The organism is Variovorax xiamenensis (genome assembly GCF_050916385.1).
Classification (GTDB): domain Bacteria; phylum Pseudomonadota; class Gammaproteobacteria; order Burkholderiales; family Burkholderiaceae_C; genus Variovorax.
Genome location: NZ_CP139038.1, coordinates 5,671,952 through 5,697,860 on the forward strand (window position 1 = coordinate 5,671,952; position 25,909 = coordinate 5,697,860).

Below are 25,909 nucleotides of genomic sequence, written 5' to 3' on the forward strand. Positions count from 1 at the left end.
CGATGTCCTCTCTTCAAACCCTCGACATCGCCGCCCGCTCGGCCACGACCACGCCGTCGCCGGAGATCCGCCACCGCCCGCAGGTCCAGCAGGTGGCGAAGCTGATCGACGTGTCGACCTGCATCGGCTGCAAGGCCTGCCAGGTCGCGTGCATGCAGTGGAACGACCTGCGCGACGAGGTCGGCACCACGCACGGCACCTACGACAACCCGGTCGACCTCACGCCGGCCTCCTGGACGGTGATGAAGTTCTCCGAGGTCGAGCCCGAGGCCGGCAAGCTCGAGTGGCTGATCCGCAAGGACGGCTGCATGCACTGCGACGACCCCGGCTGCCTGAAGTCGTGCCCCTCGCCGGGTGCGATCGTCAAGTACGCCAACGGCATCGTCGACTTCATCAGCGAGCATTGCGTGGGCTGCGGCAACTGCGTCACCGGCTGCCCCTTCGACGTGCCGCGCATCAGCAAGGTCGACAACAAGGCCTACAAGTGCTCGCTGTGCTCCGACCGCGTGGGCGTGGGCCTGGAGCCGGCCTGCGTGAAGGCCTGCCCCACCGGCGCGCTGCACTTCGGCACCAAGGAAGACATGCACGAGTACGCCTCGGAGCGCATCGTCGACCTGAAGGAGCGCGGTTTTTCCAACGCCGGCGTGTACGACCCGGCGGGCGTGGGCGGCACGCACGTGATGTACGTGCTGCAGCACGCCGACCGGCCGCAGCTCTACGCCGACCTGCCGAAGGATCCGCAGATCAGCCCGCTGGTCTCGCTGTGGAAGGGCGTGGCCAAGCCGCTCGCGATGGTCGCCATGATCGGCGCCGTGGTGGGCAGCTTCTTCCACTACATGAAGACCGGCCCCATCGAGCCCAAGGACGACCACCCCGACGCCGACCGCGACGGCAGGCCCGACGACGTGGTGGTGATCGAGGAACCGCCGGCCTCGGCTTCTTCGCCGCCGTCCGCCGCACCCCGCGCATGAGGAGAAGAACGCGATGACACGCTACTACCTTCGCCGCTACCGCGACGCCACGCGCATGAACCACTGGTTCGTCGCGATCATGTTCTTCGCCGCCGCGCTCTCGGGCCTGGCCTTCTTCCACCCCAGCCTGTTCTTCCTGACCAACCTCTTCGGCGGCGGGCCGTGGACGCGCATCCTGCATCCCTTCATGGGCCTCCTGATGGTGCTGGGCTTCGTGTTCCTGTTCTTCACGATGTGGCGCGAGAACATCCTCGACAAGGGCGACCGCGAGTGGATCGCCAACGCGCCGAAGATGCTCAAGGGCGACAAGTCGGGCATGCCGCCGGTGGGCAAGTACAACGCCGGGCAGAAGCTGGTGTTCTGGGCCTTCGGCATCAGCCTGCTCCTGCTGCTGGTGACGGGCTTCATGTTCTGGAGCCCGTGGTTCGTCGGCTTCTTCCCGATCCTCGTGCGGCGCATCGCGGTGGTGGTGCACGCGGCTTCGGCCGTGGTGCTGATCCTTTCGGTCATCACGCACATCTACGCGGCGATCTGGGTCAAGGGCACGCTGCGTGCGATGACGCGCGGCACGGTCACCGAGGGATGGGCGAAGCTCAACCATCCTCTCTGGCATCGCAAAATGACGCGAGGTGAGTGATACTGCGCCGATGACGAGTTCCCCCGGCAACCCACCGCCGACCCGGACCACACGCATCCTCGAGCCTGAGCAGATCGCCATGCAGGCCGGGCGGCAGATGCCGTTCCTGCGCCTGCCGGTGCGCTCCCTCGTGTTCTCCGACCGGCAATTGCGGCTTCGCCAGCTCGCGGCTTCGCATCCGATGCGCGAGTACCTGATCTTCATCGCCGACCTCGCGCAGGCGCAGCACCAGGTGCTGCAGGACTATGCGCCAGTCGATCTGCCCGAATCCGAAGCGCTCGAAGCCGCCGCGAAGGTGCTGAAGCCGCCGATGCCCGCCTTCGGCTGGACGCGCGATCCCGTGTGGCTGAAGGAACTGCGCCGCCTGCTCGGCCTCTTCCGCGCCCGCTTGCCCGAGGGCCCCGCGCGCGACACGCTCGACCGCGTGATGGCCACTGACGATGCATGGATCAACGAGCAGGCCGACCGTCTCTCGCGCCGCATCATGTTCGGGCTAGACCTCGCGGCCGCGCCGCTGATCGCAGCCGGCCTTCAGGCGTACTGGACGCAGCTCGTGCTGCAGGTGGCCGAACGCGAGGGCGAGAACATCTACGGACGCACCGACCCCGGCAACGAATGCCCCTGCTGCGGCAGCGCGCCCACCGCGAGCATCACGCGCATCGGCGCCGACGAAGCGGGCTTCCGCTACCTGCACTGCTCGCTGTGCGGCACCGAGTGGCACTACGTGCGCATCAAATGCACGCACTGCGAGAGCACCAAGGGCATCCACTTCGAGTCGCTCTCGCCGCAGCCCGGCGTAGAGCTGCCCGCCACCGGCGCGCGCGAAGGCGCGGTGAAGGCCGAGTGCTGCGACAGCTGCGGCCACTACCTCAAGCAGATCGCGATGGAAAAAGACCCCGAAGTCGAGCCCGTCGCCGACGACCTCGCGAGCGTCACGCTCGACCTGCTCGTCTCCGAAGCCGGCCACCAGCGCAGCGGCCACAATCTGATGCTCCTTTTCGGCGACCCCGAAATACCCGACGACGGCGGAGGCGGCTGATGGCAGCGCCCGAAGAGTCCGTGGTCCACGGCTCGACGGCAAGGCCCCAGGATCTGCCTTCTGTCGATCAACTGCTGCGCCTCGCCGTGCCGGGCGCATTGCTGGCCGAGCACGGCCATACGCTGGTGGTGAAGGAAGCGCGCGCGCTGCTCGAAGGGCTTCGCGCTCGGGCCGTGGCGGGCAAGCTCGCCGCTGCCGACGTGCAACCCGACGCGCTGGGCGCTGCGCTCGCATCGCGCATCCAGGCCCGCCTCGCGCCGCGCATGAAGGCGGTGCTGAACCTCACGGGCACCGTCATCCACACCAACCTCGGTCGCGCGCTGCTGGCCGATGCGGCGCTGCAGCGGCTGCTCGCGGTGATGACATCGCCCAACAACCTCGAGTACGACCTCGCCACCGGCAGCCGCGGCGATCGCGACTCGCTGGTGGAAGAGCTGCTGTGCACCATCACCGGCGCCGAAGCGGCCACGGTGGTCAACAACAACGCGGCTGCCGTGCTGCTCACCATCGCGGCGCTGGCGCGCGAGCGCGAGGCGATCGTCTCGCGCGGCGAGCTGGTGGAGATCGGCGGCGCCTTCCGCATGCCCGACGTGATGGCCAGCGCGGGCGCGCGCATGGTCGAGGTCGGCACCACCAACCGCACGCATCCGCAGGACTATGAACGCGCCATCAACGAGCGCACCGCGCTCGTGATGAAGGTGCACACCAGCAACTACGCGGTGCAGGGCTTCACCGCCGCGGTCGACGAAGCCACGCTCGCCGGCATCGCGCACGCGCGCGGCGTGCCGCTGGCCACCGACCTGGGCAGCGGCTCGCTGATCGACCTCGCGCACTATGGCCTGCCGCGCGAGCCGCTGCCGCAGGAAATGCTCGCGGCCGGCTGCGACGTGGTCACCTTCTCGGGCGACAAGCTGCTGGGCGGGCCGCAGGCCGGGCTCATCGTGGGCAGCAAGGAGGCCGTGGGCCGCATCCGCAAGTTCCCGATGAAGCGCGCGCTGCGCATGAGCAAGCTGCCGCTGGCCGCGCTCGAGGCCACGCTCTCGCTGTACCTGCGGCCCGAGCGCCTGGCGCAGGACCTGCCGACGCTGCGGCTGCTCACGCGGCCCGCCGATGCGATCCGCGAGATGGCCGAGGCGCTGAAGGCGCCGGTGCAGGCCGCCGTGTCGCCGCGCTTCACCGTCGAGGTGGTGCCGCTGCTTGGACAGATCGGCTCCGGCTCGCTGCCGGTGGAGCGCCTGCCCTCGGCGGGCCTTGCGCTCGCGCCGGCCGGCACCTCGAAGAAAGGCATCGGCACCGCGCTCGATGCCCTCGCCACCGCGCTGCGCGGCCTGCCGCTGCCGGTGATCGGCCGCATCGCCGAAGACCGCCTGCTTCTCGACCTGCGCTGCCTGGAAGACAGCGCCACCTTCACAGGCCAGCTCGACACCCTGCGCGAGCGGCTGATGTAGCAGACCCCGATTCCCTCAACCACCTGTCTGGAGAAAGCGATGAACCCCCTCGAAGTGCTCGCCGGTATCGAAACGCAAACGCTGCAGCCCCTGGCGCAGCGCACCGACGCAGAGGGACGCTTTCCACGAGAGACGATCTCGGCGCTGGGCGAGGCCGGCCTGCTCGGGCTGGTCTCGGCCGCGTCGGTCGGGGGCCAGGGGCTGGGCCTGAAGGAAGCCGCGCAGGTGGTGTCGCGCATCGCGCAGACCTGCCCTTCCACCGCGATGGTGGTGTGCATGCACTACTGCGCCACTGCCGTGCTCGAACAGTTCGGCCCCGAGTCCGTGCGGCGCGCAATCGCCAGCGGCAAGCACCTGAGCACGCTGGCCTTCTCCGAAGCCGATTCGCGCAGCCACTTCTGGGCACCCACCGGCACCGCGCGCGCGGACGGAAGCAACGTGGTGCTCGACGCCCGCAAGAGCTGGGTCACCTCGGCCTTCGAAGCCGACAGCTACGTGTGGTCGAGCAAGCCGCTGGCGGCCGAGGGCGCCAGCACGCTGTGGCTGGTCGATGCCAAGTCCGATGGACTGAGCCAGCCTGGCCGCTTCGACGGGCTGGGGCTGCGCGGCAATGCCTCCACGCCAATCACGGCGAAGGACGTGCGCATTGCGGCCAACGCCCGGCTCGGCGAGGACGGCAAAGGCTTCGACACCATGATGGGCGTGGTGCTGCCGTGGTTCTCGGTGCTCAGCGCCGCATGCTCCACCGGCCTGATGGAAGGCGCGCTGCGCGGTGCCATCGGCCATGTGAGCCAGACGCGGCACCTGCACCTCGATTCGTCGCTGGCCGACCTGCCCACCATCCGCGCCTATCTGGCGAAGGCACGCATCAAGGCCGACATGGCGCAGGCGCTGCTGGACGACACCATCGCCGCCATCGGCGCGGGCCGCGCCGACACCATGCTGCGCGTGCTCGAGGTGAAGGCGGCAGCAGCCGAATCCGCTCTCGAAGTGACCGACATCGCAATGCGCGTGTGCGGCGGTGCGGCCTTCCGAAAGGAGGCGGGCATCGAACGGCTCTTCCGCGATGCGCGCGCATCGAGCGTGATGGCGCCGACCTCCGACGTGCTCTACGACTTCATCGGCAAGGCCATCACCGGCCTGCCGCTGTTCTGAGAAAGGAGCCGCGAGATGCCGCAGCAGACGCTGATCATGGGCGCCGTGGCCTACGCGCCCAAGGTCGTCACCATCTGGGAGGGCTTCAAAGCCTTCTTCGTGAAGAACGGCCTGCCCTTCGACTACGTGCTGTATTCGAACTACGAAAGCCAGGTCGAGGCGCAGTTCGACGGCACGCTGCACCTGGCGTGGAACTCGCCGCTGGCCTGGGTCCGTGCCGAGCGCATCGCACGCAGCCGGGGCCTTCAGGTGCAGGCCGTGGCCATGCGCGACACCGACTGCGACCTGCGTTCGGCGATCGTCGTGCGCGCCGACAGCCCGGTGCAATCGCTGGCCGACCTGCGCGGCAAGACCGTCGGTTTCGGCGCGCTCGATTCGCCGCAGGCCACGCTGATCCCGCTCGACCACCTGCGCACCGAAGGCCTGCTGAAGCCGCGCGACTTCCAGGCGCGCTACTTCGACGTGCTCGGAGGCAAGCACGGCGACCACATCGGCGGCGAGCGCGACGCGGCCGTCGCGCTGATGGCCGGCGAGGTCGACGCCTGCTGCCTGATCGACGGCAACCACCTGGCCTTCGGCCTCGACGGCACGCTGCCCTCGGGCAGCACGCGCGTGCTGGCGCGCACCGGCGCGTACGACCACTGCAACTTCACCACCAGCCCCGGCGCGCCTGCAGCGCTGGTCGATCGCTTCGTCTCGCTGCTGATGGCGATGCGCTGGGACGACCCGCAGGTGCGCCCGCTGCTCGAACTCGAGGGCCTGCGCGAATGGCGCACCGGTCGCACCAGCGGCTACGCCCTGCTCGAACGCGCGGTGGACGACGAGCTCTTCTACGACGGCGATGGCCGCATCACCAATCCCGACTATCGATATTGAGTCGCTGGGCCTCGACCAGGGCGCCCTGCTGCTCATCCGCCGCGCGCTGGCCGAGCGGCCGGTGGGCGGCGAGCTGCGCGTGCGCGGGAACTCGCCCGACTGGCGCATGCACCTGGAGGCATGGTGTCGCAGCCAGGGGCACGTGCTGCACTTCGACGCGGCGCAGGAAGAAGCACTCGTCACGCGCGGCCCGCATGCCGAAGGCCGCTGGCTCGGTGCGCAATCCACGGGCTTCGCGCAGGGCGACGCCAACGGCACGCCCGCCGAAGACGCCGCGCCCGGCTGGGGCCTCGCCGCCCGCGGCGCCACGGTGGAAGCCGGCAGCCCGCCCTTCTTCTTCGCGCTGCACCGCCGCGACGAGCTCTGGGCCGAGACGGCCGGCGAGCTCTATCGGCAGGCGGCGGCAGCCCAATGGGATCCGGCGACCGCCATCGACTGGGACGCGCCCTTCGAGCTGCCGAGCGCCGTCGAAGCCGCCGTGGTGCAGGTGATGACCTACCTGATCGAGAACGAGAACGCCGCGCTGCTGGTGCCGGCGCGCCACCTCGGACAGATCCACCCCCACTTCCGCGAAGTGCTGCAGTTGCTGGCGCTTCAATGCGCCGACGAGGCGCGGCATGTGGAGGTGTTCACGCGCCGCGCCACGCTGCGTGGCCACCAGCCCGCGCTGTCGACGGCCGGCGGGCAGGCCTCGCTGCGCACGCTGTTCGACGCGCCCGACTTCTCCATCGCAACCTTCCTGCTGGCCGTGCTCGGCGAGGGCAGCTTCGTGAACCTGCTCAACTTCCTGCACGCGCACGCGCCCGACCCGGTGACCCGGCAGATCGCACGGCTCGCTGCGCGCGACGAGGCACGCCATGTCGCCTTCGGCATGGCGCACCTCGAATACCGGCTCTCGGTGCAGCCCGACTACCAGGTGCGGCTGCGCAATGCCATCGAGGTTCGCTACGACACGCTGGCCGGCACGGCGGGCCTCAACGAGGAAGTGTTCGACTCGCTGGTGCTGCTGGCCGCGGGCGAACTCTCTCCCGATACCGTCGCGCGCGGCCATGCGGCCGTGCAGCAGCTTCAGCGCGACATGGCGGCCGGCCGCCGGGCGCGGCTCGCGCGGCTGGGCTTCGGGCACGACGAGGCGCAGCGGCTCGCCGAGCTGCACACCCGCAACTTCATGTGACGACGCACCCACGATGATCATCGGCACCGCAGGCCACATCGACCACGGCAAGACCACGCTGGTGCGCGCGCTCACCGGCGTCGATACCGACCGGCTGCCCGAGGAGAAGCGGCGTGGCATTTCCATCGAGCTGGGCTATGCGTACCTGCACGCGCCCGACGGGGTGTCGCTGGGCTTCGTCGACGTGCCGGGCCACGAGCGCCTGCTGCACACCATGCTGGCCGGTGCGACCGGCATCGACCACGCACTGCTGGTGGTCGCCGCCGACGACGGCGTGATGCCGCAGACACGCGAGCACTTCGCGGTGGTGGCGCTGCTGGGCGTGCGCGAGGCCACGGTGGCCATCACCAAGATCGACCGCATCGACGAGACCGTCCGCGAAGCGCGGCTGGCCGAGGTGCGGGCCGACATCGCGGCTCTGCTCGCGCCAACGCCGCTGGCTTCGGCGCCGATGCTGGAGGTGTCGGCCACGACGGGCGAAGGCATCGACGCGCTGCGCGAGCGGCTTCTGGAAGTTGCGCGGCAGGAACGGGCACACGAAGACGACCTGGCCTTTCGCCTTGCCGTGGACCGGTCGTTCAGCCTCTCGGGCGTCGGCACCGTCGTCACCGGCACGGTCTTCAGCGGCACGGTACGCATCGGCGACGAGCTGCGCGTCGCGCCGGGCAGCCGCCCGGTGCGCGTGCGCGGCATCCATGCACAGAACCAGCAGGCCGAGACGGCGCACGCGGGCCAGCGCTGCGCGCTCGCGCTGGCCGGTGTCGGCAAGGACGAAGTGCATCGCGGCGATTGGGTCTGCGCGCCGGATGTCGCGCTCGCTTCCGCGCGCATCGACGTGCTGCTCACGCTGTGGCCCGACGAGGCAAGGCCTCTGCGCTCGGGCGCGACGGTGCACGCGCACCTGGGCGCGAGCGATGTGATGGCATCGGTCGCGCTGCTGGATCGCGATGCGCTCTCGCCCGGCGAGACGGCACTTGCCCAACTGGTGCTGCGGGAGCCGGTCGGTGCATGGCACGGCGATCGCGGCGTGCTGCGCGATGCCTCGGCCACGCGCACCGTGGCCGGCGTGCGCGTGCTAGATCCGTTCGCGCCGGTGCGGTATCGCCGCACGCCGGAGCGGCTACGCACGCTGACGGCCTGGGCCAACGACGACCGCGCCGCTCGCGTGGCCGCGCTGCTGCACAACGCGCCACTGGGCATGGACACTGCGCAGGCCGCGCGCGCCCTCTCGCTGGCCGATGAAGAGGCCCTGCCGCTGCCGGCCGATGCCGTACGCATCGGCCACACGGCCATCGCGCAAGCGCACCTGGACGCGCTCGAGGAACAGATCGCCGGCCGCCTCTCGGATTTCCATCGCACCGCGCCCGACGAAGTCGGCCCTGATGCGCGCCGACTCAAGCGTCTCGCCGGGCCGCGCACGGACGACGCGCTCTGGCGCCATGCGCTCGACGAGCTCGTCGCGCGCGGCACGCTGGTGCGCAGCGGCACCTGGCTGCATCTGCCGGACCACGCGGCGCGCCTCAACGAGGCCGAGCAGAAGCTCGCGCAGAAGCTGCTGCCCAAACTGGCCGATGGTGGCTTCGATCCGCCATGGGTGCGCGACCTCGCCAAGGACTGCGCGGCGAGCGAGGCGATGGTGCGGCAGACGCTCGCAAGCCTCGCGCGGCGTGGCGAGGCCTTCCAGGTGGTGAAGGACTTGTACTATCCGCTGGCGACCATCGAACGGCTGGCAGCCATTGCGCGGGATTGCCTCGACGGCCCCGAAGGGCTGCAGGCCGCGAGTTTTCGCGATGCGACCGGGTTGGGGCGCAAGCGCGCGATCCAGTTGCTGGAGTTTTTCGATCGTGTCGGCTACACGCGACGGGTGAAGGACACCCACCTGCTGCGGCCGGATACGTCGTTGTTCGGGGTAAGGCCTTGAACAGCAACGGAAACGATCATGGGAGGGGATCGTCCCTGGTGGGGCGGCCGGGCTTCAAACCCGGTTGGTGGCGCCAGTCGTCGCCGGGAAGGTTCGACTCCTTCCCCCTTCCGCCTTTTGGCGGGCATTCGCCTGCTGCGCAGTCCGATCTCGCACCTGCGATGCTCGACGTACCCATGTACGTCTGCGCTTCTCGGCGCAAGCTCGGACCGCTCGCGACGGCGACTGCCCACCAAAAGCGCTGGCGTAGGACCGCTCTGTCAAGGCACCACGTGCAGCGAGGGCTCTCCTGCTTCGACACGGCCGATCACCGCGGCGCGCGCAAAACCTTCGTCACGGAAGACCTTCAGCACCGCATCGACCGCATCGGGCGCGCAGCTCACGAGCAGGCCGCCGGAGGTCTGTGGGTCGCTCAGCAGGTTCTGCGTGGTGGCGTGCAGGCCGGGCGCGAGGCTCACTTCCGCGCCGTAGCCGGCCCAGTTGCGGCCGGATGCACCGGTCACGAAGCCTTCGGCGGCCATGGCCAGCACGTTTTCGAGCAGCGGCACCTTCGACCACTCGACGACCGCCTTGAGCTTGGCGCCGCGCGCCAGTTCGAGCGTGTGGCCGGCCAGGCCGAAGCCCGTGACGTCGGTCAGCGCATGCACGCCGTCGAGGGCCGAGAGCGCGATGCCGGGGGTGTTGAGCTTCGTCGTGCTCTCGATGAGCTGGCGGTAGCCGGTCTCGGAGAGCTTTTCCTTCTTGAGAGCTGCGGAGAGCACGCCCACGCCGAGCGGCTTGCCCAGCACGAGCACGTCGCCGGCCTTCGCATCGGCATTGCGGCGCACGCGCTCGGGGTGCACGAGGCCCATGGCGACGAGGCCATAGATGGGTTCGACCGAATCGATGGTGTGGCCGCCGGCGATCGGGATGCCGGCCGCGCGGCACACGTCCTGCCCGCCGCGCACGATCTCGGCGATGACCTCCACCGGCAACTGGTTGATCGGCATGGCGACGAGCGCCAGCGCCATGATCGGGCGCCCGCCCATGGCGTAGACGTCGCTGATCGCGTTGGTCGCGGCGATGCGGCCGAACTCGTACGGGTCGTCCACGATGGGCATGAAGAAGTCGGTGGTCGCGATCAGCGCCTGCTGGTCGTTGAGCCGGTAGACGGCCGCGTCGTCGGCGGTCTCGATGCCCACCATGAGCTCGGGCGGGATCAGCCCGCCGGCCTGGTTCTTGAGGATCTGCGACAGCACGCCCGGCGCGATCTTGCAGCCGCAGCCGCCGCCATGCGAAAAACTCGTGAGGCGCAGAGGCGCGAGCGGGTTCATGAGCGTTGGGTTCATGGGGCGATTATCGAATCGGGCCCGCTTTCTACAATCCCGTCCCTTCCTATCCCGCACGCACCTGAGGCGCATCCATGAAAAAGACACTCACCCGACTGGCCCTTGCCCTGACCTTCTCCGCCGCGAGCCTCGGGGCCTTCGCCCAGGGAGTGCTGCGCGTCTCGGCGATTCCCGACGAGGCCCCCACCGAGCTGCAGCGCAAGTTCACGCCGCTGGGCGACTACCTGAAGAAGGAAACCGGCATGGACGTGCAGTTCACGCCCGTGACCGACTACGCCGCCGTGGTCGAGGGCCTGGCCACCAACAAGATCGACCTGGCCTGGCTGGGCGGCTTCACCTTCGTGCAGGCGCGCATCCGCACCAACGGCGGCGCGGTGCCGATCGTGCAGCGGGCGGAGGACGAGGTGTTCACCAGCAAGTTCATCGTGCCGGTGGACAGCACCGCGAAGACGCTGGCCGATTTGAAGGGCAAGACCTTCGCGTTCGGCGCGCCCTCCTCCACCTCGGGCAGCCTGATGCCGCGCTACTTCCTGCTGCAGGCGGGCATCAACCCCGAGAAGGACTTCAAGACGGTCGCGTTCTCGGGAGCGCACGACGCCACCGTGGCCTTCGTGGCCGCATCGCGCGCGGAAGCCGGCGTGCTCAACGCCTCGGTGTGGGACAAGCTGGTGGAGGCCAAGAACCCCAACGCCGCCAAGGTGCGCGTGCTGGCCACCACGCCGACCTACTACGACTACAACTGGACGGTGCGCCCGGGGCTCGATGCCGCCGTCACGAAGAAGCTGACCGACGCCTTCCTGAAGCTCGATCCGGCCAACCCGGCGCACAAGGAAATCATGGCGCTGCAGCGCGCGAGCAAGTTCATTCCGACCAAGTCGTCGAACTACGACGGGATCGAGACGGCGGGCAAGTCGGCGGGCCTGATCAAGTGAGCCTGCGCGGATGAGTTTTTCGCTGGAAAGCGCGGGCGTCGTTCACCCCAACGGCCAGCGCGCTCTGGCCGATGTGACGCTGGCCGCGCGCGACGGCGAACGCATCGCCGTCATCGGGCCCTCGGGCGCCGGCAAGACCACGCTGCTGCGCGTGCTCGGCGCGGCGCAGCGGCCCACCGAAGGCGAAGTGCAAACGCTCGGCGCCAGGCCGTGGCAGTTGCCGTCCGCGGCGCTGAAGAAGCTGCGCGCGCGCATCGGCACCGTGCACCAGTCGCCGCCCATCGCGCCGAGGCTGCGCGTGGTCACGGCCGTGCTCGCGGGCCGGCTCGGCGAGTGGTCGATGCTGCGCGCGCTGGGCTCGCTGCTGCATCCCTCGGACATCGCCGGCGCGCACGAGGCGCTCTCGCGCCTGGCGCTGGAAGACCGGCTGTTCGAACGCTGCGACCGGCTCTCCGGCGGCCAGCTGCAGCGCGTGGGCATCGCGCGCGTGCTGTACCAGCGCCCTGCCCTGCTGCTGGCCGACGAGCCGGTGTCCGCGCTCGACCCCACGCTGGCCGACGCTGCCATCGGCCAGCTCGTCGCGCAGAGCGAATCGACGGGCGCCACGCTGATGGCCTCGCTGCACGCGGTGGACCTGGCGCTGCGCTGGTTTCCGCGCATCGTCGGCATGCGCGGCGGAACGGTGATGTTCGACCTGCCAGCCGCGCAGGTCACGCCCGAGATGCTCGATGCGCTCTACGCCAGCGAAGGCGGCATCGCGACGCAACGGCCGCTGCCGGCCGGCGCGATGGTGGAGGCGGCCTTCCACCGGCCGGACTGTCCTTGAACGCCGCAACCAGGGCTGCCGCACAGCGCGATCCGCACGCCGCGCGGCGGCTGGCCGCCTGCGCCGCCGCGCTCGTCATCGCGTGGCCGATGCTGGCGCTGTCCGAATTCAACCCATGGGCGCTTTTCAGCGGCGGCAATCTCGCGGTCATCGGCGGCTTTCTCGCGGGCTTCTTCCCGCCCGACGGCTCGCCGGCCTTTCTCGCCCTGCTCCTCAAGGCCACGCTGGAGACGCTGGCCATGGCCACGGCCGGCACCGCGCTGGCGCTGCTGATCGGCGCGCCGCTGGGCTTCGTGACGACGCGCGCGCTTTCCATCTCGCGCATCGGACCGGGGCCGGGCCGCGTGCAGGCAGGCATCGTGCGGCAGGCCGCGCGCTGGCTGCTGATGGTGCTGCGCGCGATTCCGGAGATCGTCTGGGCGCTGCTCTTCGTGCGCGCGCTCGGGCTCGGCCCGGCCGCGGGCGTGCTGGCGCTGGCCATCACCTACGGCGGCATGCTGGGCAAGGTCTACGCGGAGATCCTCGAATCGGCCGACACTCGCCCCGCCCGCGCGCTGCTCGAAGGCGGCAGCGGCCGGCTCGCGGCGCTGTGCTACGGCCTGTTGCCGAACACGGCACAGGAGCTGGCCTCGTACACCGTCTATCGCTGGGAATGCGCTGTGCGCGCCTCGGTGGTGATGGGCTTCGTCGGCGCGGGCGGGCTGGGGCAGCTGATGGACCAGTCGATGAAGATGCTCAACGGCGGTGAAGCCAGCAGCATCCTGCTGGTGTTCCTGGCGCTGGTGCTGCTGGCCGACCTGCTGAGCAGCGCGCTGCGGAGGCTGCTGGCATGACGGCGAAGACGCTGCCCCCGCGCCCGCCGCCGTGCTGGCGATGTCGCATCGCCCTTCTGCTGATCGGCGTGGCAGTGGTTGCGAGCTTTGCCTATCTGGGCATCGACTACCGTGCGCTGGGCTCGGCGGAGTCGCTGCGGCTCATGGGCAAGTTCATCGCCGAGTTCTTCCCGCCCGACGTGTCGCCGGACTTCCTCGCCAGGGTCGGGCATGGGGCCTTGCAGACGCTGGCGGTGTCGGCCCTCGGCACGGTGCTGGCGGCGCTTGCGGGCGCGGTGCTGGCCCTGCCCGCCTCCGGCCGCGCCGGGTGGATGCCGCGCCATGTGGCGCGCTTCGCCCTCAACTTCCTGCGCAGCGTGCCCGAGCTGGTCTGGGCCGCGCTGATGGTGCTGGCCGCCGGCATCGGGCCGTTCGCGGGCGCGCTGGCGCTGTCGCTGCACACCACGGGCGTGCTGGGCCGGCTGTTCGCCGAGGCGCTGGAGAACGCGCCGCGCGAACCCGAGCACGCGCTGACGCTCTCGGGCGCGGGCCCCGTCGCCTCCTTCAGCTACGCCAGCCTGCCCATCGTGCTGCCGCAATGGGTGGCCTACACGCTCTACCGCTGGGAAATGAACATCCGTATGGCGGCCGTGCTGGGCTTCGTGGGCGGCGGCGGGCTGGGGCAGCTGCTGTACTTCCACCTGTCGATCTTCCAGCAGCAGCAGGCGATGACGGTGCTGATCGCGATGTTCGTGCTGGTCACGCTGGTGGACTTTGCGAGCGCTCGCTTGCGAAAAGGCCTAGGACCGGCCTACGCCTGATTGCCTCGGTCGCCGACAATCAGGGCATGAGGTTCTTTCTGCCATGAGTCATCGCCAGCCCGTGCGGGTGGCCGACCGCCACGCCTTCGACACGCTGATCGACGCCCGCTCGCCGGCCGAGTTCGCGCTCGACCACATCCCCGGCGCCATCAACTGCCCGGTGCTGAACGACGAGGAGCGCCACATCGTCGGCACCGTCTACGTGCAGACCGGTGCCTTCGAGGCGCGGCGCATCGGCGGCGCGATGGTGGCAGCCAACATCGCGCGGCACCTGCGCGAGACGCTGGCCGACCGGCCCGAGAACTGGAAGCCGCTGGTCTACTGCTGGCGCGGCGGCATGCGCAGCGGCTCGATGGTCACCTGGCTGCGCCTCGTGGGCTGGGATGCGCAGCAGCTCGCCGGCGGCTACAAGAGCTTCCGCCGCCACGTCATCTCGCAGATCGACTCGCTGACGCCGAAGCTGGACCTGCGCGTGATCTGCGGCGCCACCGGCAGCGCCAAGACGCGCGTGCTGCACGCGCTGGCTGAGCGCGGCGCACAGGTGCTCGACCTGGAGGACTTCGCCAGCCACAAGGGCTCGCTGCTGGGTTCGCTGCCGGGTGTGCCGCAGCCTTCGCAGAAGCATTTCGAGACGCGCATTGCGGCGGTTCTGGAGGCCATCGACCCTTCGCGCCCGCTGTACGTCGAGGGCGAGAGCATCCGCATCGGACGGCTGTCGCTGCCGCTGCCGCTGGTGGCCCGGATGCGCGCCGCGCCATGCATCGAGGTGTCGGCCACGCCCGAGGCCCGGCTGGCCTACCTGCTGCGCGACTACGCCTACCTGGGCGACGACCGCGACGCGCTGGCCGACAAGCTCGGCGCGCTGAAGGAACTGCAGGGCAAGGAAACCGTTTCCCGCTGGCAGCAGTGGGCGCACGAGGCCGACCTGCCGCATCTGTTCGCGGAACTGATGTCGCTGCACTACGACCCGCACTACCAGAAGTCGCAGGAGCTGCACTTCCGCGCCTGGGCGCAGCGGCAGCGCGTGGCGGCGGGCGATCTATCGGATCAGGGCATCGAGGCCGTGGCCGATGCGGTGCTGGCGCTCGACAGCGGCGCTGCAAGCCCGTCGGCATAGAGCACGCCGCGCGGCGCACGGCACAAGCCCCAGAAGCGCAGGCCGCAGAGTTCGGCCATGCGCACCCCCATGGCGGTGGGCGCCGAGATGGTGGCCATCGCCGCGATGCCGAGGCGCGCGCACTTGCGCACCAGCTCATGGCTGCCGCGGCTGGACATCAGCACGAAGCCCGGCTCCTGCAGGCGCCCCGCTTGCGCGAGCCTGCCGAGCAGCTTGTCGAGCGCGTTGTGGCGGCCCACGTCTTCCATCAGGTCGGTGAGCTCGCCATCGATAGTGGCCCATGCGGCTGCGTGAATGGCGCCGGCTTCGGCGTTGAACACCTGGCGCGGCGGCATGGCGGCGAAGGCGCGCAGCACGGTCGGCAAGTCGATGCGCTCGATCCAGTCGCGCGGCGGCACGGGCTGCGGTGAGAGGTCCAGCCCCGCGAAGCTCTCGACGCCGCACACGCCGCAGCCGGTGCGGCCCGCGAGGCTGCGCCGGCGGTCCTTCAGGCGCTCGAAGCTGCGCGTGGAGATCTCGAGCTGCACCTCGATGCCGGGCATGCCATCCGGCAGGCCGGCTTCGGAAGCGTCAATGGTGCGCACGTCGATGCCGCGGCAGTCGGCTGCGGTGTCGAGGATGCCTTCGCTCAGCGCGAAGCCGAGCGCGAAGGCTTCCAGGTCTTGCGGCGTGGCCATCATCACCGCGTGCGAGACGCCGTTGAACACCAGCGCCACCGGAACCTCGGACGCGAGGGTGTCGTCGCGCAGCACGCCTTCGGGCGCAACGCCGCGTTCGCCGAACACGCGCACGGCGTGCCGCGACAGCGGCGGCAGGGTGTCTTCGGACTCGTGGGTGTCTGGCTGCGGCATGTTGGCTCCGGCTCGGCGGGCCATTGTCGGCTCAGTCGCGGTTTTCGTCTTCGGGAGGCAGGGTTCCCACCTGTGCCCGCCCGGCTTCGAGCAGGTGCGCGACCCAGCGGTCGTCGTGCTGCACCACGCGCACCCAGCCAGGGCCGCGTACGCCGCCGATGGCTGCGTCGCCCATCATCGTGAGTCGGCGCATCAGCACGCTGGCGCCCTGGCCGAGCCGCTTGCCCAGGCGCGGCAGCGAGACACCGGTGCCGTCGGGCTCCTGCGCGAGCATGCGCAGGATGGCCACCGACAGGCTGTCCTGCAGCAAGGCACTCATGCCGCTGCCACCATGCCGTCTGCTTCGTCCTCCGCCAGCTTCTGGATGGGCAGCTCGTGCGGCACCAGCACCACGGGAATGGACTTGGAAGTCGGCGTGCCCGCGTTCTCCGCCACGGCCGACAGCGGCACCAGCGGATTGGTCTCGGGGTAGTAGGCCGCGATGTTGCCGCGCGGGATGTCGTAGGCCACCAGCTTGAAGCGGTCGGCGCGGCGCTCCTGGCCGTCGTTCCACACTGTCTGGATGTCGACCCAGTCGCCGTCCTTCATGCCGAGCGCGCGGATGTCTTCCTTGTTGATGAAGACCACGCGGCGCTGGCCGAACACGCCGCGGTAGCGGTCGTCCATGCCGTAGATGGTGGTGTTGTACTGGTCGTGCGAACGCGTGGTCAGCAGCGTGAAGACGATGGTGTCGCCCTTCTTCGCGAAGCGCGCGCGGGCGCGGTGCGAAGGCGTGTCCAGCGGCACGGCGTGCGTGAAGAACACGGCCTTCTTCGAGGCGGTGTTCCACACGCGCTCGCTCGCGGTGTTGCGCAGGCGGAAGCCGCCAGGGTGGGCCACGCGGGCATTGAAGTCCTTGAAGTCGTCGAACACGGCTTCGATCTTGTCGCGGATGCGCGCGTAGTCCTCGATGAGCCACAGCCACGGCGTGCTGCTGCGCGCGCCGATGGTGGCCGCGGCGAGCCGCGCCACGATGGCTGGTTCGGACAGCAGGTGCTCCGACGCGGGCGGGTTGATGCCCATCGAGATGTGCACCATGCTCATCGAGTCTTCCACCGTCACGCCCTGCTGGCCACCGGCCTGCATGTCGATCTCGGTGCGGCCCAGGCACGGCAGGATGAGCGCCTCGCGCCCGTGGATCACGTGGCTGCGGTTGAGCTTGGTGGTCACGTGCACCGTGAGCTCGCACTGCTTCAGCGCCTTCCAGGTCTGGTAGGTGTCGGGCGTGGCGGCCGCGAAGTTGCCGCCGAGCGCGAAGAACACACGGCCCTTGCCGTCGAGCATCGACTGGATGGCCTCGACGGTATCGACGCCCTTGCGGCGCGGCGGCTCGAAGCCGAACACCTTCTGCAGACGGTCGAGCAGCGCAGCGGGCGGCTTCTCCCAGATGCCCATGGTGCGGTCGCCCTGCACGTTGCTGTGGCCGCGCACCGGGCAGGCACCCGCGCCTTCTCGGCCCATGTTGCCGCGCATCATGAGCAGGTTGCCGATCATCTGGATCGTGGCCACCGAATGCTGGTGCTGCGTGATGCCCATGCCCCAGCAGGCGATGACGCTCTTCGCGCCCAGGTACACGTTGGCCGCGGCGCGGATCTGCTCCTCGCTCAGGCCCGATTCGCGTGCCAGGATGTCCCACGACTCGGCGCGCAGGTCGGACGCCAGCGCCTCGAAGCCGGTGGTGTGCCCGGCGATGAATTCATGGTCGAGCACAGAGGGCTTGCCGCTCGCGACCGCCTCGTCCTCGCGCTCGATGACGTGCTTCATCATCCCCTTGATGGCGGCGAAGTCGCCGCCCACGCGCAGCTGGAAGTAGTGCGTGCTGATGGGCGTGGAGCCCATGGTCGCCATCTCGAGCTTGTCCTGCGGGTCGGCAAAACGCTCCAGGCCGCGCTCGCGCAGCGGGTTGAAGCTCACGATGCGCGCGCCGCGCTTCGAGGCCGCGCGCAGTTCGCCGAGCATGCGCGGGTGGTTGGTGCCGGGGTTCTGGCCAAAGATGAAGATCGCCTCGGCCTTCTCGAAGTCGTCGAGCGTGACCGTGCCCTTGCCCACGCCGATCTGCGGACGCATGCCGCTGCCGCTGGGCTCGTGGCACATGTTCGAGCAGTCGGGAAAGTTGTTGGTGCCGTACTCGCGCACGAAGAGCTGGTACAGGAAGGCAGCCTCGTTGCTCGCCCGGCCCGAGGTGTAGAAGATGGCCTGGTCCGGGTCGGGCAGCGCGTTCAGGTGACGGGCGATGCGCGCGAAGGCGTCGTCCCATTCGATCGGCACGTACTTGTCGCTCGCCGCGTCGTAGACCATGGGATTAGTGAGCCGGCCCTGATCCTCGAGCCAGAAGTCGCTCTGCTCGGCCAGCTCGGCCACCGTGTGCTTCGCGAACAGCTCCGGGCCGGCACGGCGCGCGGTGGCTTCGGCGGCCACCGCCTTCACGCCGTTCTCGCAGAACTCGAAGGTGGAGGCGTGGTTGCGGTCAGGCCAGGCGCAGCCGGGGCAGTCGAAGCCGTCAGGCTGGTTGGCCGAGAGCAGCGTCTTGGCGCCCTTGATGGGAATGTCCTGCCGCAGCAGCGCATTCGTCACGCTGCGCAATGCGCCCCAACCGCCCGCGGGGCCCTTGTAAAACTCGATCTTCTGCTCGCTGCTCATGCGAGCGAGTGTTCGCCGTGGGCCGGCGGAGCGTCAAATTGAATCGGGACATGCGGCGATTCAAAAAGGAAATGAATCGGCCGCCTTGTCGTCAGTGATAGTCGTCTTCGCGCTGGTGCCTGACGGCGGCCACGACGATCGAGTCGCTTGCCTCTATTTCGAACAGCGCCACATAGCCGCTGGCGCCGAACGGGATCACGAGCTCGCGGATGAAGGGGCTGTCGCCGGCTTTGCGGCAAGTGAAGGGCGAAAAGCCGAGGGTCGCCATGCCCTGTTCGATCGCTTCGAGGGCCCGCGCAGCCAGTTCAAGATCGCCGCCCCTGGCGAGTTCCCGTTCCAGGACGAAGTCGTACAGCCGCTCCAGGTCTTCGGCCGCCTGGCGCGTGAACCTGACCGTGTAGCTCACCGGCGGGCTGCGCCTTGCTGCTTCTTCGCTGCCGATTCGAGCTTGGTCCTGAGGCGTTGCACCACTTCACCCGCCTCGACGTATTCACCGCTGCGCCGCGCGCTGGCCAACGACTTCATGCCGCGGGCGACGAACTCGGCCTGGCTCTTTCGCTGCAGCACACAGGCGCGGACGGCCGCTTCGACGAACTGGGACAGGGTCTCGCCTTCGCCCAGCACCCGCTCGACCTCGTCCCGGAATTCGGGCTCTACACGCACAGAGGGAATGGTGGCGGTCTTCATCGCCAAAGTGTATCGCTTATGCGATGCAAGCCGTCAGTTGCGCACGTCCTGCATGAGCAATCCCCGAAGCTTGCGCCGCAGCGGCGTGTCTTCCACCTGGGGCACGCCGGCGACGTCGCGCAGCGCGAAGTCGCGGCTTTCGGCGTTGTGCAGGTCGATCTCGCGCACTACGCGGCCTTCGCTGTAGACGAAGGCCACGTCGGCCAGGGCGAGCACGTCCTCGATGTCATGCGTGATCATCAGCACTGGGATGCCCCACTGCCTGCGCACCTGCGCGAGTTCTTCGCGCAGTTCGGCGCGCAGCATGGGGTTGAGCGCGGCGAAGGGCTCGTCGAGCAGCAGCACCTGCGGCTCGCAGGCCAGCGCCCGCGCGAGGGCCACGCGCTGCCTCTGGCCGCCGGAGAGGTTCTGCGGGCGGCTGTCGGCGAGCGTGGCGAGGCCGAAGCTCTCCAGCAGGGCCTGCACGCGCTCGGCGTCCTTCGCGGCGGGCTTGCGGCGGTGCCATGCGGTCAGGCCGAAGGCGACGTTCTCGCGCACGCTCAGGTGCGGGAACAGCGCGTAGTCCTGGAAGAGGTAGCCGATGCGCCGCGCCGGCGCGGGCACGTCGATGCCCTGCGTCGAGTCGTACAGCGTGCGGCCGTCGAGCCGCACATGGCCCGAACTGGGATGCAGCAGGCCGGCAATGGCCTGCAGGGTGAGCGACTTGCCCGCGCCCGACGGGCCGTAGAGCGCGGCAAAGGGCACGTCCGTCGCGAAACGCACCGCGAGATCGAAGCGCCGGCGGCCGTCGGCCACCGTGAGCTTCAGATCGACATCGATCATGGCTTGCCGAATCCGTAGCGCGTGAGCACTTCCTGCGCGGCGGGCGTCGAGAGGAAGGCGATGAAGTCGCCGGCCAACGCCTTCTGCTTGCTCTCGGCGACCACGGCGATCGGGTAGGTCACGGGCGTGTGGCCGGTAGGTGTGAAGGCGATCTTCACCTTGTCGCCGGCGATGGCGGCGTCGGTGCGGTAGACGAAGCCGGCCTCGGCCTCGCCGCGGCTCACGTAGTCGAGCACCTGGCGCACGCTGTCGGCCTGCACGAACTTGGGCTCGAGCGCGGTCCAGAGGTTGGCGTTGTCCAGCACCTGCTTGGTGTAGCGGCCGACCGGCACGGTCGCGACCTTGCCGACGGCGATCTTCTTGACGTTGGCGCCGCCCAGGTCCTGCAGCGACTTCAGGCCCACGCCTTCCTTGGCGGGTTCGATGAGCACCAGGCTGTTGGTGACGAAGTCCTTGCGCGTGGCGGCATCGATGGCCTTCTGCTCGACGCCGCGGTTCATCGTTTCCTGGTCGGCGCTGGCGAACACATCCACGGGGGCGCCCTGGCCGATCTGCTGCAGCAGCACGCCCGAGGCGGCGAAGTTGAAGCGCACCGAGGCGCCCGCCTTGGCGGCCTCGAACTTCGGTCCGATTTCCTTGAACGCGTCGGTCAGGCTCGCGGCGGCGGACACGGTGATCTGCTGGGCCGCGGCGCCCAGCGGCAGTGCGAGCGCGACGACGAGGGACAAGAGGCGGAACGGACGCATGGCAACTCCTTATGGGTATGAATGGAAGACGAAGAAATCAGATCAGCGAAGGGAGAAGAAGCGGTTCGACAGCACCAGCACGGTGATCGACAGCAGCGAGGTCACGATGACCAGCAGCAGCGCGAGGTCGTCGTGCCCCGCCTGCACCGCGTCGTATATGGCCATCGACAGCGTCTGGGTCTGCTTGGGAATGGAGCCGGCCACCATCAGCGAGGCACCGAACTCGCCCATGGCACGCGCGAAGGCGAGCAGCGTGCCGGCCAGAATGCCGGGCCATGCCAGCGGCAGCGTGACGCGCAGGAAGACGGAGAACGGCGACTGCCGCAGCGTGCTGGCGGCGGCTTCGAGCGAGCGGTCCACGCCCGAGAACGCCGCGCTGGCCGACTTGAGCACCAGCGGCAGCGCCACCACGGCCGAAGCCACCACGGCGCCGTGCCAGCTGAAGATGATGGTGTAGTCGAGGTGCTCGCGCAGCCACGCGCCCAGCGGGCTGCGGCGCCCGGCCGCCACGAGGATGGCGTAGCCGATCACCGTGGGCGGCAGCACCAGCGGCAGCATGAAGACGGCCTCGAGCACGTTGCTGCCGAAGAACTTCCTGCGCGCGAACACCCAGCCCAGCGCCACGCCGGCGATCAGCGCCAGCACGGTCGCCACGGCGGCGACCTTGAGCGACAGCACCAGCGGAAACCAGTCGGTCGAGGCGATGAGCGAATTCGTCGTGTTCATGAAAATACGGCGGGATTGTTACACGGGTGAGCCCTAAGGTTCACACGGGGGTGCGCAAACCAATGAGTCTTCATATACTGAGGAATACAGCGTTGGAGACATCCCCATGCGCCATGCAGCCCACGACACCGTTGTCCGCTCGATCTCCGGCCAGCCGGAGCTTCGCCATCACGTGACGCAGGTGCGGGAATGGCGCATCGAGCGCACCATGGATGCCGACGGCTTCGTGCTGTCCATCACCGGCTCCGACGGCGCGAGCCAGTCGTTCTTCGTGGCGACGGCCGACGCGGACGACATCGGCGAGGTGCTGCGCCGCCAGGCGGTGTGGGCCGACCGGCCGCAGAGAGTATTGAACGAGCAATGAAGGAGCGATGGCACGCATGTGGCGGCACATGACAGGCGCGGAGCGCATTCTCGAAGTACTGCTGACGCGCCGCTCGGTGTCGCCCCGCCGCCTGGAGCATCCGGGCCCCAACCCCGACGAGCTGGACGCGATCATCCAGGCCGGCCTGCGCGCGCCCGACCACGGCGGACTGCATCCGTGGCGCGTGATCGAGTTCCGCCCGCAGAACCGCGAGGCGCTGGCATGGTGCTTCGAGCAGGAAAAGCTGCGGCGCGATCCGCTGGCCAGCCCTACCGACCTCCGGCGCGCGCGCGAACACGCCACGCGGCCGCCGCTGCTGCTGGGCTTTGTCGTATCACCCCGCGAACGCAGCAAGATCCCGGCGCGCGAGCAATGGCTGAGCGCCGGCGCCGCGCTGGGCAACCTGCTGAGCGCTGCGCACCAGCTGGGCTATGGCGCGATCGTGCTGAGCGGCGAGCGCTGCTTCGACGAGACGCTGGCGCGGCAGGTGGGCGTGCTGCCGGGCGAGTACCTGGCGGGCTTCGTCAGCGTGGGCAGCATCCGCGAGGCGCCGCCGCAGGCGCGCGAGGTGCTGTCGCAGAGCGTGTGGTCGTGCTGGCAAGGCTGGCAGGACCAGCCGCAGGGCACGGCCCCGGACCCGGCCGGTCAGCCCATCCTTCCGTCGGAGCGGGTGCGCGGCAGCTGATCGAGCCTGTCGCCGAACCAGCCGACCCGCGCGGTCTCGCGCACATCGAACTTCGGCACGTAGGGCTTGATGTCGAGCACCGGCGTGCCGTCCATCATGTCGTTGCCGCTGAAGTGCAGCGTGGTGCCTTCCACCGAAGTGAGCCGCACGATCGACAGGCCCAGCCGGTTCGGCCGTGCCGGCGCGCGCGTGGCGAAGACGCCGTGCGATGCGTTGCCCTGCTCCAGGAACGGCACCACCTCCAGCCGCTCGTGCGCGCAAAGATGCAGGTGGGTGACGAGGATCAGGTAGTCGAAGCCTTCGATGTCGCGCAGGCCGGCCGCGAACTCCGCAAAGACCTCGATGCGCCCGGTTTCGTCAGGCGCGCCGGCGGTCTGGATCGGCATGCCGGTGGCTTCGGTGAAGCGGCTGCGCACGATGCCGACCGGGCGGCAGACGACTTCGGCGACGGCTTCGGAACTCATGGCGCCAGCAGCCGTGTCAGCGCGCGGATGTCGGCAGCCGCGGCAAGACGCGCCGCGTTCTCGATGGCCCTGTAGTGCTTGACGATCTCCTCGCCCACTGGCGTCAGCGCCGTGCCGCCGCCGCGCGAGCCGCCGGCTGCCGTGTTCACGGCCGGCGAGGCCAGCGACTGGTTCATCTCGTCGATCAGCATCCAGGCCCGGCGGTACGACATGCCCAGCAGCCGGGCGGCCGCCGAGATCGAACCGGTCTCTGCCACGGCTTCGAGCACCGCGATCTTGCCGGGGCCGATGGCGATGGCGTCGTCCCGGTAGACGCGCAGACGGAACTGGACTTTGGATTTCATGTGGGCGCCAAGCGTAAACCAATGCGGGCCGCCATTGTCCGCCCGCAACAGGCCCGATCGTCATGCAAGAATGAATACGACGCCCCACCCTGGGAAAACGAGGAGTTCCTGTGAAAGACCGCGCACCGTTCCCTTCGCCAGCCTCCTGCCTGCGCTGTGTTGCAGCCGCTACGGCCATCGCGGTGCTCGGCGGCTGCGCCGGCAGCGCGCCGCCGGCCGCGATGGCGGCACATGCTCCGGCCGCCGCAGCCGGCGAGAACACCCCGCCGGCCTTCACCGTCTCGGGCGCCGTCGGCAAACGCGCCAGCTTCGACCTCGCCGCGCTGCAGGCGCTGCCCGCCACGACGCTGACGGTCGGCAGCAACAGCTACACCGGCGTGAGCCTCTGGACTCTGCTGAACGATGCGTCGGTCGGCCTCAGGCCCGACACCACGGCGCGTAACCCGGTGCTTTCGATGTATGCGGTGCTGGTCGGCAGCGACGGCTACCGCGCGGTGGTCTCGCTGGGAGAGATCGCACCCGAATCCGGCAACCGCGTTGCGCTGGTTGCCTACAGCCTGAACGGCACGCCGCTGGGTCGCAACGGCATGGCGCGGCTGGTGATGGCCGGCGACGTGAAGCCCGGCCGTTCGGTGGCCCGGCTGGCGGCGATCGAAGTGTTCGCCGCGCAGCCTTCGGGCCGCTGATCCTGCGAAAAGAAAATCAGCCGAAGAACTTGGCCGCGCTGACCAGCGTCTTGTAGACGCCCCAGGCCAGCGGAATGCCCACCGCCAGCCAGGCCAGGGCGACGACCGCCGGGCTCACCGTGTCGGCGCGGCCCGAGCCGCTGCCCACTTCGGCGGCCGAGGCCTTCTCGTGCGCCAGCTTCTTCTCGACGGCCAGTTCCTCATCGCTCATGAAGTGCTTGTCGGCCACCGGGCGCACCAGCAGGTTGGCGATGAAGCCGATCACCAGCATGCCCACGAGGATGTACATGGTCTGGTTGTAGACCTGCTCGCGCGGCAGGCCCAGGCCCAGTTGGTACTCGCGCATGTAGTTCACCACCACCGGGCCGAGAATGCCGGCCGTGGCCCACGCCGTGAGCAGGCGGCCGTGGATGGCGCCCACGAACTGCGTGCCGAACAGGTCGGCCAGGTAGGCCGGCACGGTGGCGAAGCCGCCGCCGTACATCGACACGATCACGCAGCACGCGCCCACGAACAGCAGCTTGCTGCCCGCGCCGGCGGAAGAAGGAATGCTCGCGTACAGGATGCCGCCGAGCACGAAGAACACCGTGTAGGTGAGCTTGCGGCCCAGCTTGTCCGACAGGCTCGCCCACACGAAGCGCCCGCCGATGTTGAAGAGCGACAGCAGCGCCGTGAAGCCGCCCGCCACCACGGCGATGGCCGCCAGTTGCGTCTTGTCGAGCTCGCCGTACTTCGCCGGCAGGTCGATCAGCGCACCGCCGAACACTTCCTGCAGCATGGGCGAGGCCATGCCGATCACGCCGATGCCCGCGCTCACGTTCATGCACAGCACCAGCCACACGAGCCAGAACTGGGGAATGCCCCAGACTTTCTTCACGTGCACGTGGCGCTGGGTGATCATGGTGTTGCTGGTCTGCGCCGGAGGCGGGGTCCAGCCTTCGGGCTTCCAGCCCGAGGGCGGCACGCGGTAGCCCAGCGCGCCGGCCATCATGAACACGAAGTAGCCCAGCGCCATCACGACGAAGGTCTGCATCACGCCTACGTCGGTGGCAGTGGAGAAGCGCTTCATCAGGTCGACCGCCAGCGGCGAGCCGATCATCGCGCCGCCGCCGAAGCCCATGATGGCCATGCCGGTCGCCATGCCGCGGCGGTCGGGGAACCACTTGATCAGCGTGCTCACCGGCGAGATGTAGCCCAGACCCAGGCCGATGCCGCCGATCACGCCCGAGCCGAGGATCATCAGCCAGAACTGGTGCAGGTGGATGCCCAATGCCGACAGCAGCATGCCGCCGCACCAGCACAGCGCCGACACCACGCCGGCCTTGCGCGGGCCCGCGCGTTCGAGCCAGCCGCCCCACAGGGCCGCCGAGCAGCCGAGGAAGACGAAGAACAGGGTGTACATCCAGCCGAGGGTGGCCACGCGCCAGTCGCAGCCGGTGGCGAAGAGCTCGGCGAAGAAGCTCATGTCCTTGGCGCAGGACTGGGCGCCGGTGCCGGCGGTACCCAGCGCCTTCGACAGCGGCAGCCAGAACACCGAGAAGCCGTAGGCCATGCCGATGCACAGGTGGATGGCCAATGCGGCCGGTGGAACGAGCCAGCGGTTGAAACCGGGGCCCGCGATGATGCGTTCTTTTTCCAGGAAGCCGGGCTGCGGTTGCGCCCCTGCTCCAACGATGCGCTCTCCGTCGAGGGCGCCTGCAGTCGAACCTGCCATATTTCTCCTTGTTCGCCGGATGTGTAAGTTTTTGCTAATCCGGGGCGCGGAGTGTCTGCGAACGGTTTAAGCGCCGTCAAATTC

General features: G+C 69.3%; 28 protein-coding genes and 1 tRNA gene. 17 read left to right on the forward strand and 12 right to left on the reverse strand.

Annotated elements, in window-relative coordinates; all coding sequences use genetic code 11:
* The first annotated feature begins 2 nt into the window (after positions 1–2).
* The 9 genes from fdxH to SFB74_RS25840 all read left to right on the forward strand — a co-directional run bounded on the left by fdxH (position 3) and on the right by SFB74_RS25840 (position 9,334).
* The gene (fdxH, locus tag SFB74_RS25800; protein ID WP_432727200.1) at positions 3–971 is read left to right on the forward strand and encodes a formate dehydrogenase subunit beta; all 969 of its coding nucleotides are present in this window, start codon (positions 3–5) and stop codon (positions 969–971) included.
* A 13-nt stretch (positions 972–984) separates the two neighbouring features.
* The gene (locus SFB74_RS25805) at positions 985–1,608 is read left to right on the forward strand and encodes a formate dehydrogenase subunit gamma (protein WP_093302200.1); all 624 of its coding nucleotides are present in this window, start codon (positions 985–987) and stop codon (positions 1,606–1,608) included.
* Positions 1,609–1,618: 10 nt separating this feature from the next.
* Positions 1,619–2,647: a formate dehydrogenase accessory protein FdhE gene (gene fdhE, locus SFB74_RS25810; RefSeq protein ID WP_432727201.1), complete on the forward strand. Its 1,029-nt coding sequence runs from the start codon at positions 1,619–1,621 to the stop codon at positions 2,645–2,647.
* On the forward strand, positions 2,647–4,095 hold the full coding sequence (gene selA, locus SFB74_RS25815; protein WP_432727202.1) for an L-seryl-tRNA(Sec) selenium transferase: 1,449 nt from the start codon (positions 2,647–2,649) through the stop codon (positions 4,093–4,095). Before fdhE ends, selA begins: the two co-directional genes overlap by 1 nt.
* A gap of 39 nt (positions 4,096–4,134) precedes the next feature.
* On the forward strand, positions 4,135–5,250 hold the full coding sequence (locus SFB74_RS25820) for an acyl-CoA dehydrogenase family protein (protein ID WP_432727203.1): 1,116 nt from the start codon (positions 4,135–4,137) through the stop codon (positions 5,248–5,250).
* Positions 5,251–5,265: 15 nt separating this feature from the next.
* A complete protein-coding gene (locus SFB74_RS25825) occupies positions 5,266–6,126 on the forward strand; it encodes a phosphate/phosphite/phosphonate ABC transporter substrate-binding protein (protein ID WP_432727204.1) in 861 nt (286 codons plus the stop codon).
* Positions 6,092–7,300 (forward strand): ferritin-like domain-containing protein, encoded by a 1,209-nt coding sequence (locus SFB74_RS25830; RefSeq protein ID WP_432727205.1) that lies wholly within the window; start codon positions 6,092–6,094, stop codon positions 7,298–7,300. The genes SFB74_RS25825 and SFB74_RS25830 overlap by 35 nt, the downstream gene beginning before the upstream one ends.
* Positions 7,301–7,313: 13 nt before the next feature.
* A complete protein-coding gene (gene selB, locus SFB74_RS25835) occupies positions 7,314–9,221 on the forward strand; it encodes a selenocysteine-specific translation elongation factor (RefSeq protein ID WP_432727206.1) in 1,908 nt (635 codons plus the stop codon).
* Between the two features lie 20 nt (positions 9,222–9,241).
* Positions 9,242–9,334 (forward strand) — tRNA-Sec (locus SFB74_RS25840).
* Positions 9,335–9,481: 147 nt separating this feature from the next.
* Here the strand turns inward: SFB74_RS25840 and selD are convergent.
* Positions 9,482–10,549: a selenide, water dikinase SelD gene (gene selD, locus SFB74_RS25845; protein WP_432727207.1), complete on the reverse strand. Its 1,068-nt coding sequence runs from the start codon at positions 10,547–10,549 to the stop codon at positions 9,482–9,484.
* Positions 10,550–10,623: 74 nt separating this feature from the next.
* Here selD and SFB74_RS25850 point away from each other — a divergent pair, with 74 nt between their 5' ends.
* Genes SFB74_RS25850 through mnmH form a run of 5 tightly spaced genes read left to right on the forward strand, consistent with a single transcriptional unit; the run spans position 10,624 to position 15,057 of the window.
* Positions 10,624–11,481, forward strand: a complete 858-nt coding sequence (locus SFB74_RS25850) for a putative selenate ABC transporter substrate-binding protein (protein ID WP_125946834.1) — start codon at positions 10,624–10,626, stop codon at positions 11,479–11,481.
* A gap of 10 nt (positions 11,482–11,491) precedes the next feature.
* Positions 11,492–12,307, forward strand: a complete 816-nt coding sequence (locus SFB74_RS25855) for a phosphonate ABC transporter ATP-binding protein (RefSeq protein WP_432727209.1) — start codon at positions 11,492–11,494, stop codon at positions 12,305–12,307.
* Positions 12,298–13,140 carry a PhnE/PtxC family ABC transporter permease gene (locus tag SFB74_RS25860; RefSeq protein ID WP_432731998.1) on the forward strand — a complete coding sequence of 281 codons (843 nt, stop codon included), beginning with the start codon at positions 12,298–12,300 and terminating at the stop codon, positions 13,138–13,140. The genes SFB74_RS25855 and SFB74_RS25860 overlap by 10 nt, the downstream gene beginning before the upstream one ends.
* Positions 13,137–13,940, forward strand: a complete 804-nt coding sequence (phnE, locus tag SFB74_RS25865; RefSeq protein ID WP_432727211.1) for a phosphonate ABC transporter, permease protein PhnE — start codon at positions 13,137–13,139, stop codon at positions 13,938–13,940. Before SFB74_RS25860 ends, phnE begins: the two co-directional genes overlap by 4 nt.
* 43 nt (positions 13,941–13,983) lie before the next feature.
* Positions 13,984–15,057, forward strand: coding sequence for a tRNA 2-selenouridine(34) synthase MnmH (gene mnmH / locus SFB74_RS25870; RefSeq protein ID WP_432727213.1), 1,074 nt, complete (start codon positions 13,984–13,986; stop codon positions 15,055–15,057).
* Here mnmH and fdhD read toward each other — a convergent pair.
* The 8 genes from fdhD to modB form a co-directional block, all read right to left on the reverse strand.
* On the reverse strand, positions 14,988–15,908 hold the full coding sequence (gene fdhD, locus SFB74_RS25875) for a formate dehydrogenase accessory sulfurtransferase FdhD (RefSeq protein WP_432727214.1): 921 nt from the start codon (positions 15,906–15,908) through the stop codon (positions 14,988–14,990). The two genes, mnmH and fdhD, sit on opposite strands and share 70 nt — an antisense overlap.
* 31 nt (positions 15,909–15,939) lie before the next feature.
* Positions 15,940–16,227, reverse strand: coding sequence for a hypothetical protein (locus tag SFB74_RS25880; protein WP_418122346.1), 288 nt, complete (start codon positions 16,225–16,227; stop codon positions 15,940–15,942).
* Positions 16,224–18,587 carry an FdhF/YdeP family oxidoreductase gene (locus tag SFB74_RS25885; RefSeq protein ID WP_432727216.1) on the reverse strand — a complete coding sequence of 788 codons (2,364 nt, stop codon included), beginning with the start codon at positions 18,585–18,587 and terminating at the stop codon, positions 16,224–16,226. Before SFB74_RS25885 ends, SFB74_RS25880 begins: the two co-directional genes overlap by 4 nt.
* A 91-nt stretch (positions 18,588–18,678) precedes the next feature.
* Positions 18,679–18,993, reverse strand: a complete 315-nt coding sequence (locus SFB74_RS25890; protein ID WP_432727217.1) for a type II toxin-antitoxin system RelE/ParE family toxin — start codon at positions 18,991–18,993, stop codon at positions 18,679–18,681.
* Complete coding sequence (locus SFB74_RS25895) at positions 18,990–19,274, reverse strand: YlcI/YnfO family protein (protein ID WP_432727218.1); 285 nt, start codon at positions 19,272–19,274, stop codon at positions 18,990–18,992. Before SFB74_RS25895 ends, SFB74_RS25890 begins: the two co-directional genes overlap by 4 nt.
* A gap of 33 nt (positions 19,275–19,307) precedes the next feature.
* Positions 19,308–20,096, reverse strand: a complete 789-nt coding sequence (locus SFB74_RS25900) for an ABC transporter ATP-binding protein (protein ID WP_432727219.1) — start codon at positions 20,094–20,096, stop codon at positions 19,308–19,310.
* Positions 20,093–20,842 carry a molybdate ABC transporter substrate-binding protein gene (gene modA / locus SFB74_RS25905; protein WP_432727220.1) on the reverse strand — a complete coding sequence of 250 codons (750 nt, stop codon included), beginning with the start codon at positions 20,840–20,842 and terminating at the stop codon, positions 20,093–20,095. Before modA ends, SFB74_RS25900 begins: the two co-directional genes overlap by 4 nt.
* Positions 20,843–20,884: 42 nt before the next feature.
* Positions 20,885–21,568 (reverse strand): molybdate ABC transporter permease subunit, encoded by a 684-nt coding sequence (gene modB, locus SFB74_RS25910; protein WP_432727221.1) that lies wholly within the window; start codon positions 21,566–21,568, stop codon positions 20,885–20,887.
* 106 nt (positions 21,569–21,674) lie between these two features.
* Here modB and SFB74_RS25915 point away from each other — a divergent pair, with 106 nt between their 5' ends.
* Both SFB74_RS25915 and SFB74_RS25920 read left to right on the forward strand, forming a co-directional pair.
* Positions 21,675–21,932 (forward strand): hypothetical protein, encoded by a 258-nt coding sequence (locus SFB74_RS25915; protein ID WP_432727222.1) that lies wholly within the window; start codon positions 21,675–21,677, stop codon positions 21,930–21,932.
* Between the two features lie 7 nt (positions 21,933–21,939).
* Positions 21,940–22,617: a nitroreductase family protein gene (locus SFB74_RS25920; RefSeq protein ID WP_432727223.1), complete on the forward strand. Its 678-nt coding sequence runs from the start codon at positions 21,940–21,942 to the stop codon at positions 22,615–22,617.
* On the opposite strand, the gene tsaA is transcribed toward SFB74_RS25920, so the two are convergent.
* Positions 22,578–23,081: a tRNA (N6-threonylcarbamoyladenosine(37)-N6)-methyltransferase TrmO gene (gene tsaA, locus SFB74_RS25925; protein WP_432727224.1), complete on the reverse strand. Its 504-nt coding sequence runs from the start codon at positions 23,079–23,081 to the stop codon at positions 22,578–22,580. The two genes, SFB74_RS25920 and tsaA, sit on opposite strands and share 40 nt — an antisense overlap.
* The gene (locus SFB74_RS25930) at positions 23,078–23,425 is read right to left on the reverse strand and encodes a winged helix-turn-helix domain-containing protein (protein ID WP_019656631.1); all 348 of its coding nucleotides are present in this window, start codon (positions 23,423–23,425) and stop codon (positions 23,078–23,080) included. The genes tsaA and SFB74_RS25930 overlap by 4 nt, the downstream gene beginning before the upstream one ends.
* Before the next feature lie 110 nt (positions 23,426–23,535).
* On the opposite strand from SFB74_RS25930, the gene SFB74_RS25935 reads away from it, so the two are divergent.
* Positions 23,536–24,111 carry a hypothetical protein gene (locus SFB74_RS25935; protein WP_432727225.1) on the forward strand — a complete coding sequence of 192 codons (576 nt, stop codon included), beginning with the start codon at positions 23,536–23,538 and terminating at the stop codon, positions 24,109–24,111.
* Between the two features lie 16 nt (positions 24,112–24,127).
* On the opposite strand, the gene SFB74_RS25940 is transcribed toward SFB74_RS25935, so the two are convergent.
* Entirely contained in the window at positions 24,128–25,825 is a 1,698-nt protein-coding gene (locus tag SFB74_RS25940; RefSeq protein WP_432727226.1) for an OFA family MFS transporter, read from the reverse strand.
* Between the last annotated feature and the right edge of the window lie 84 nt (positions 25,826–25,909).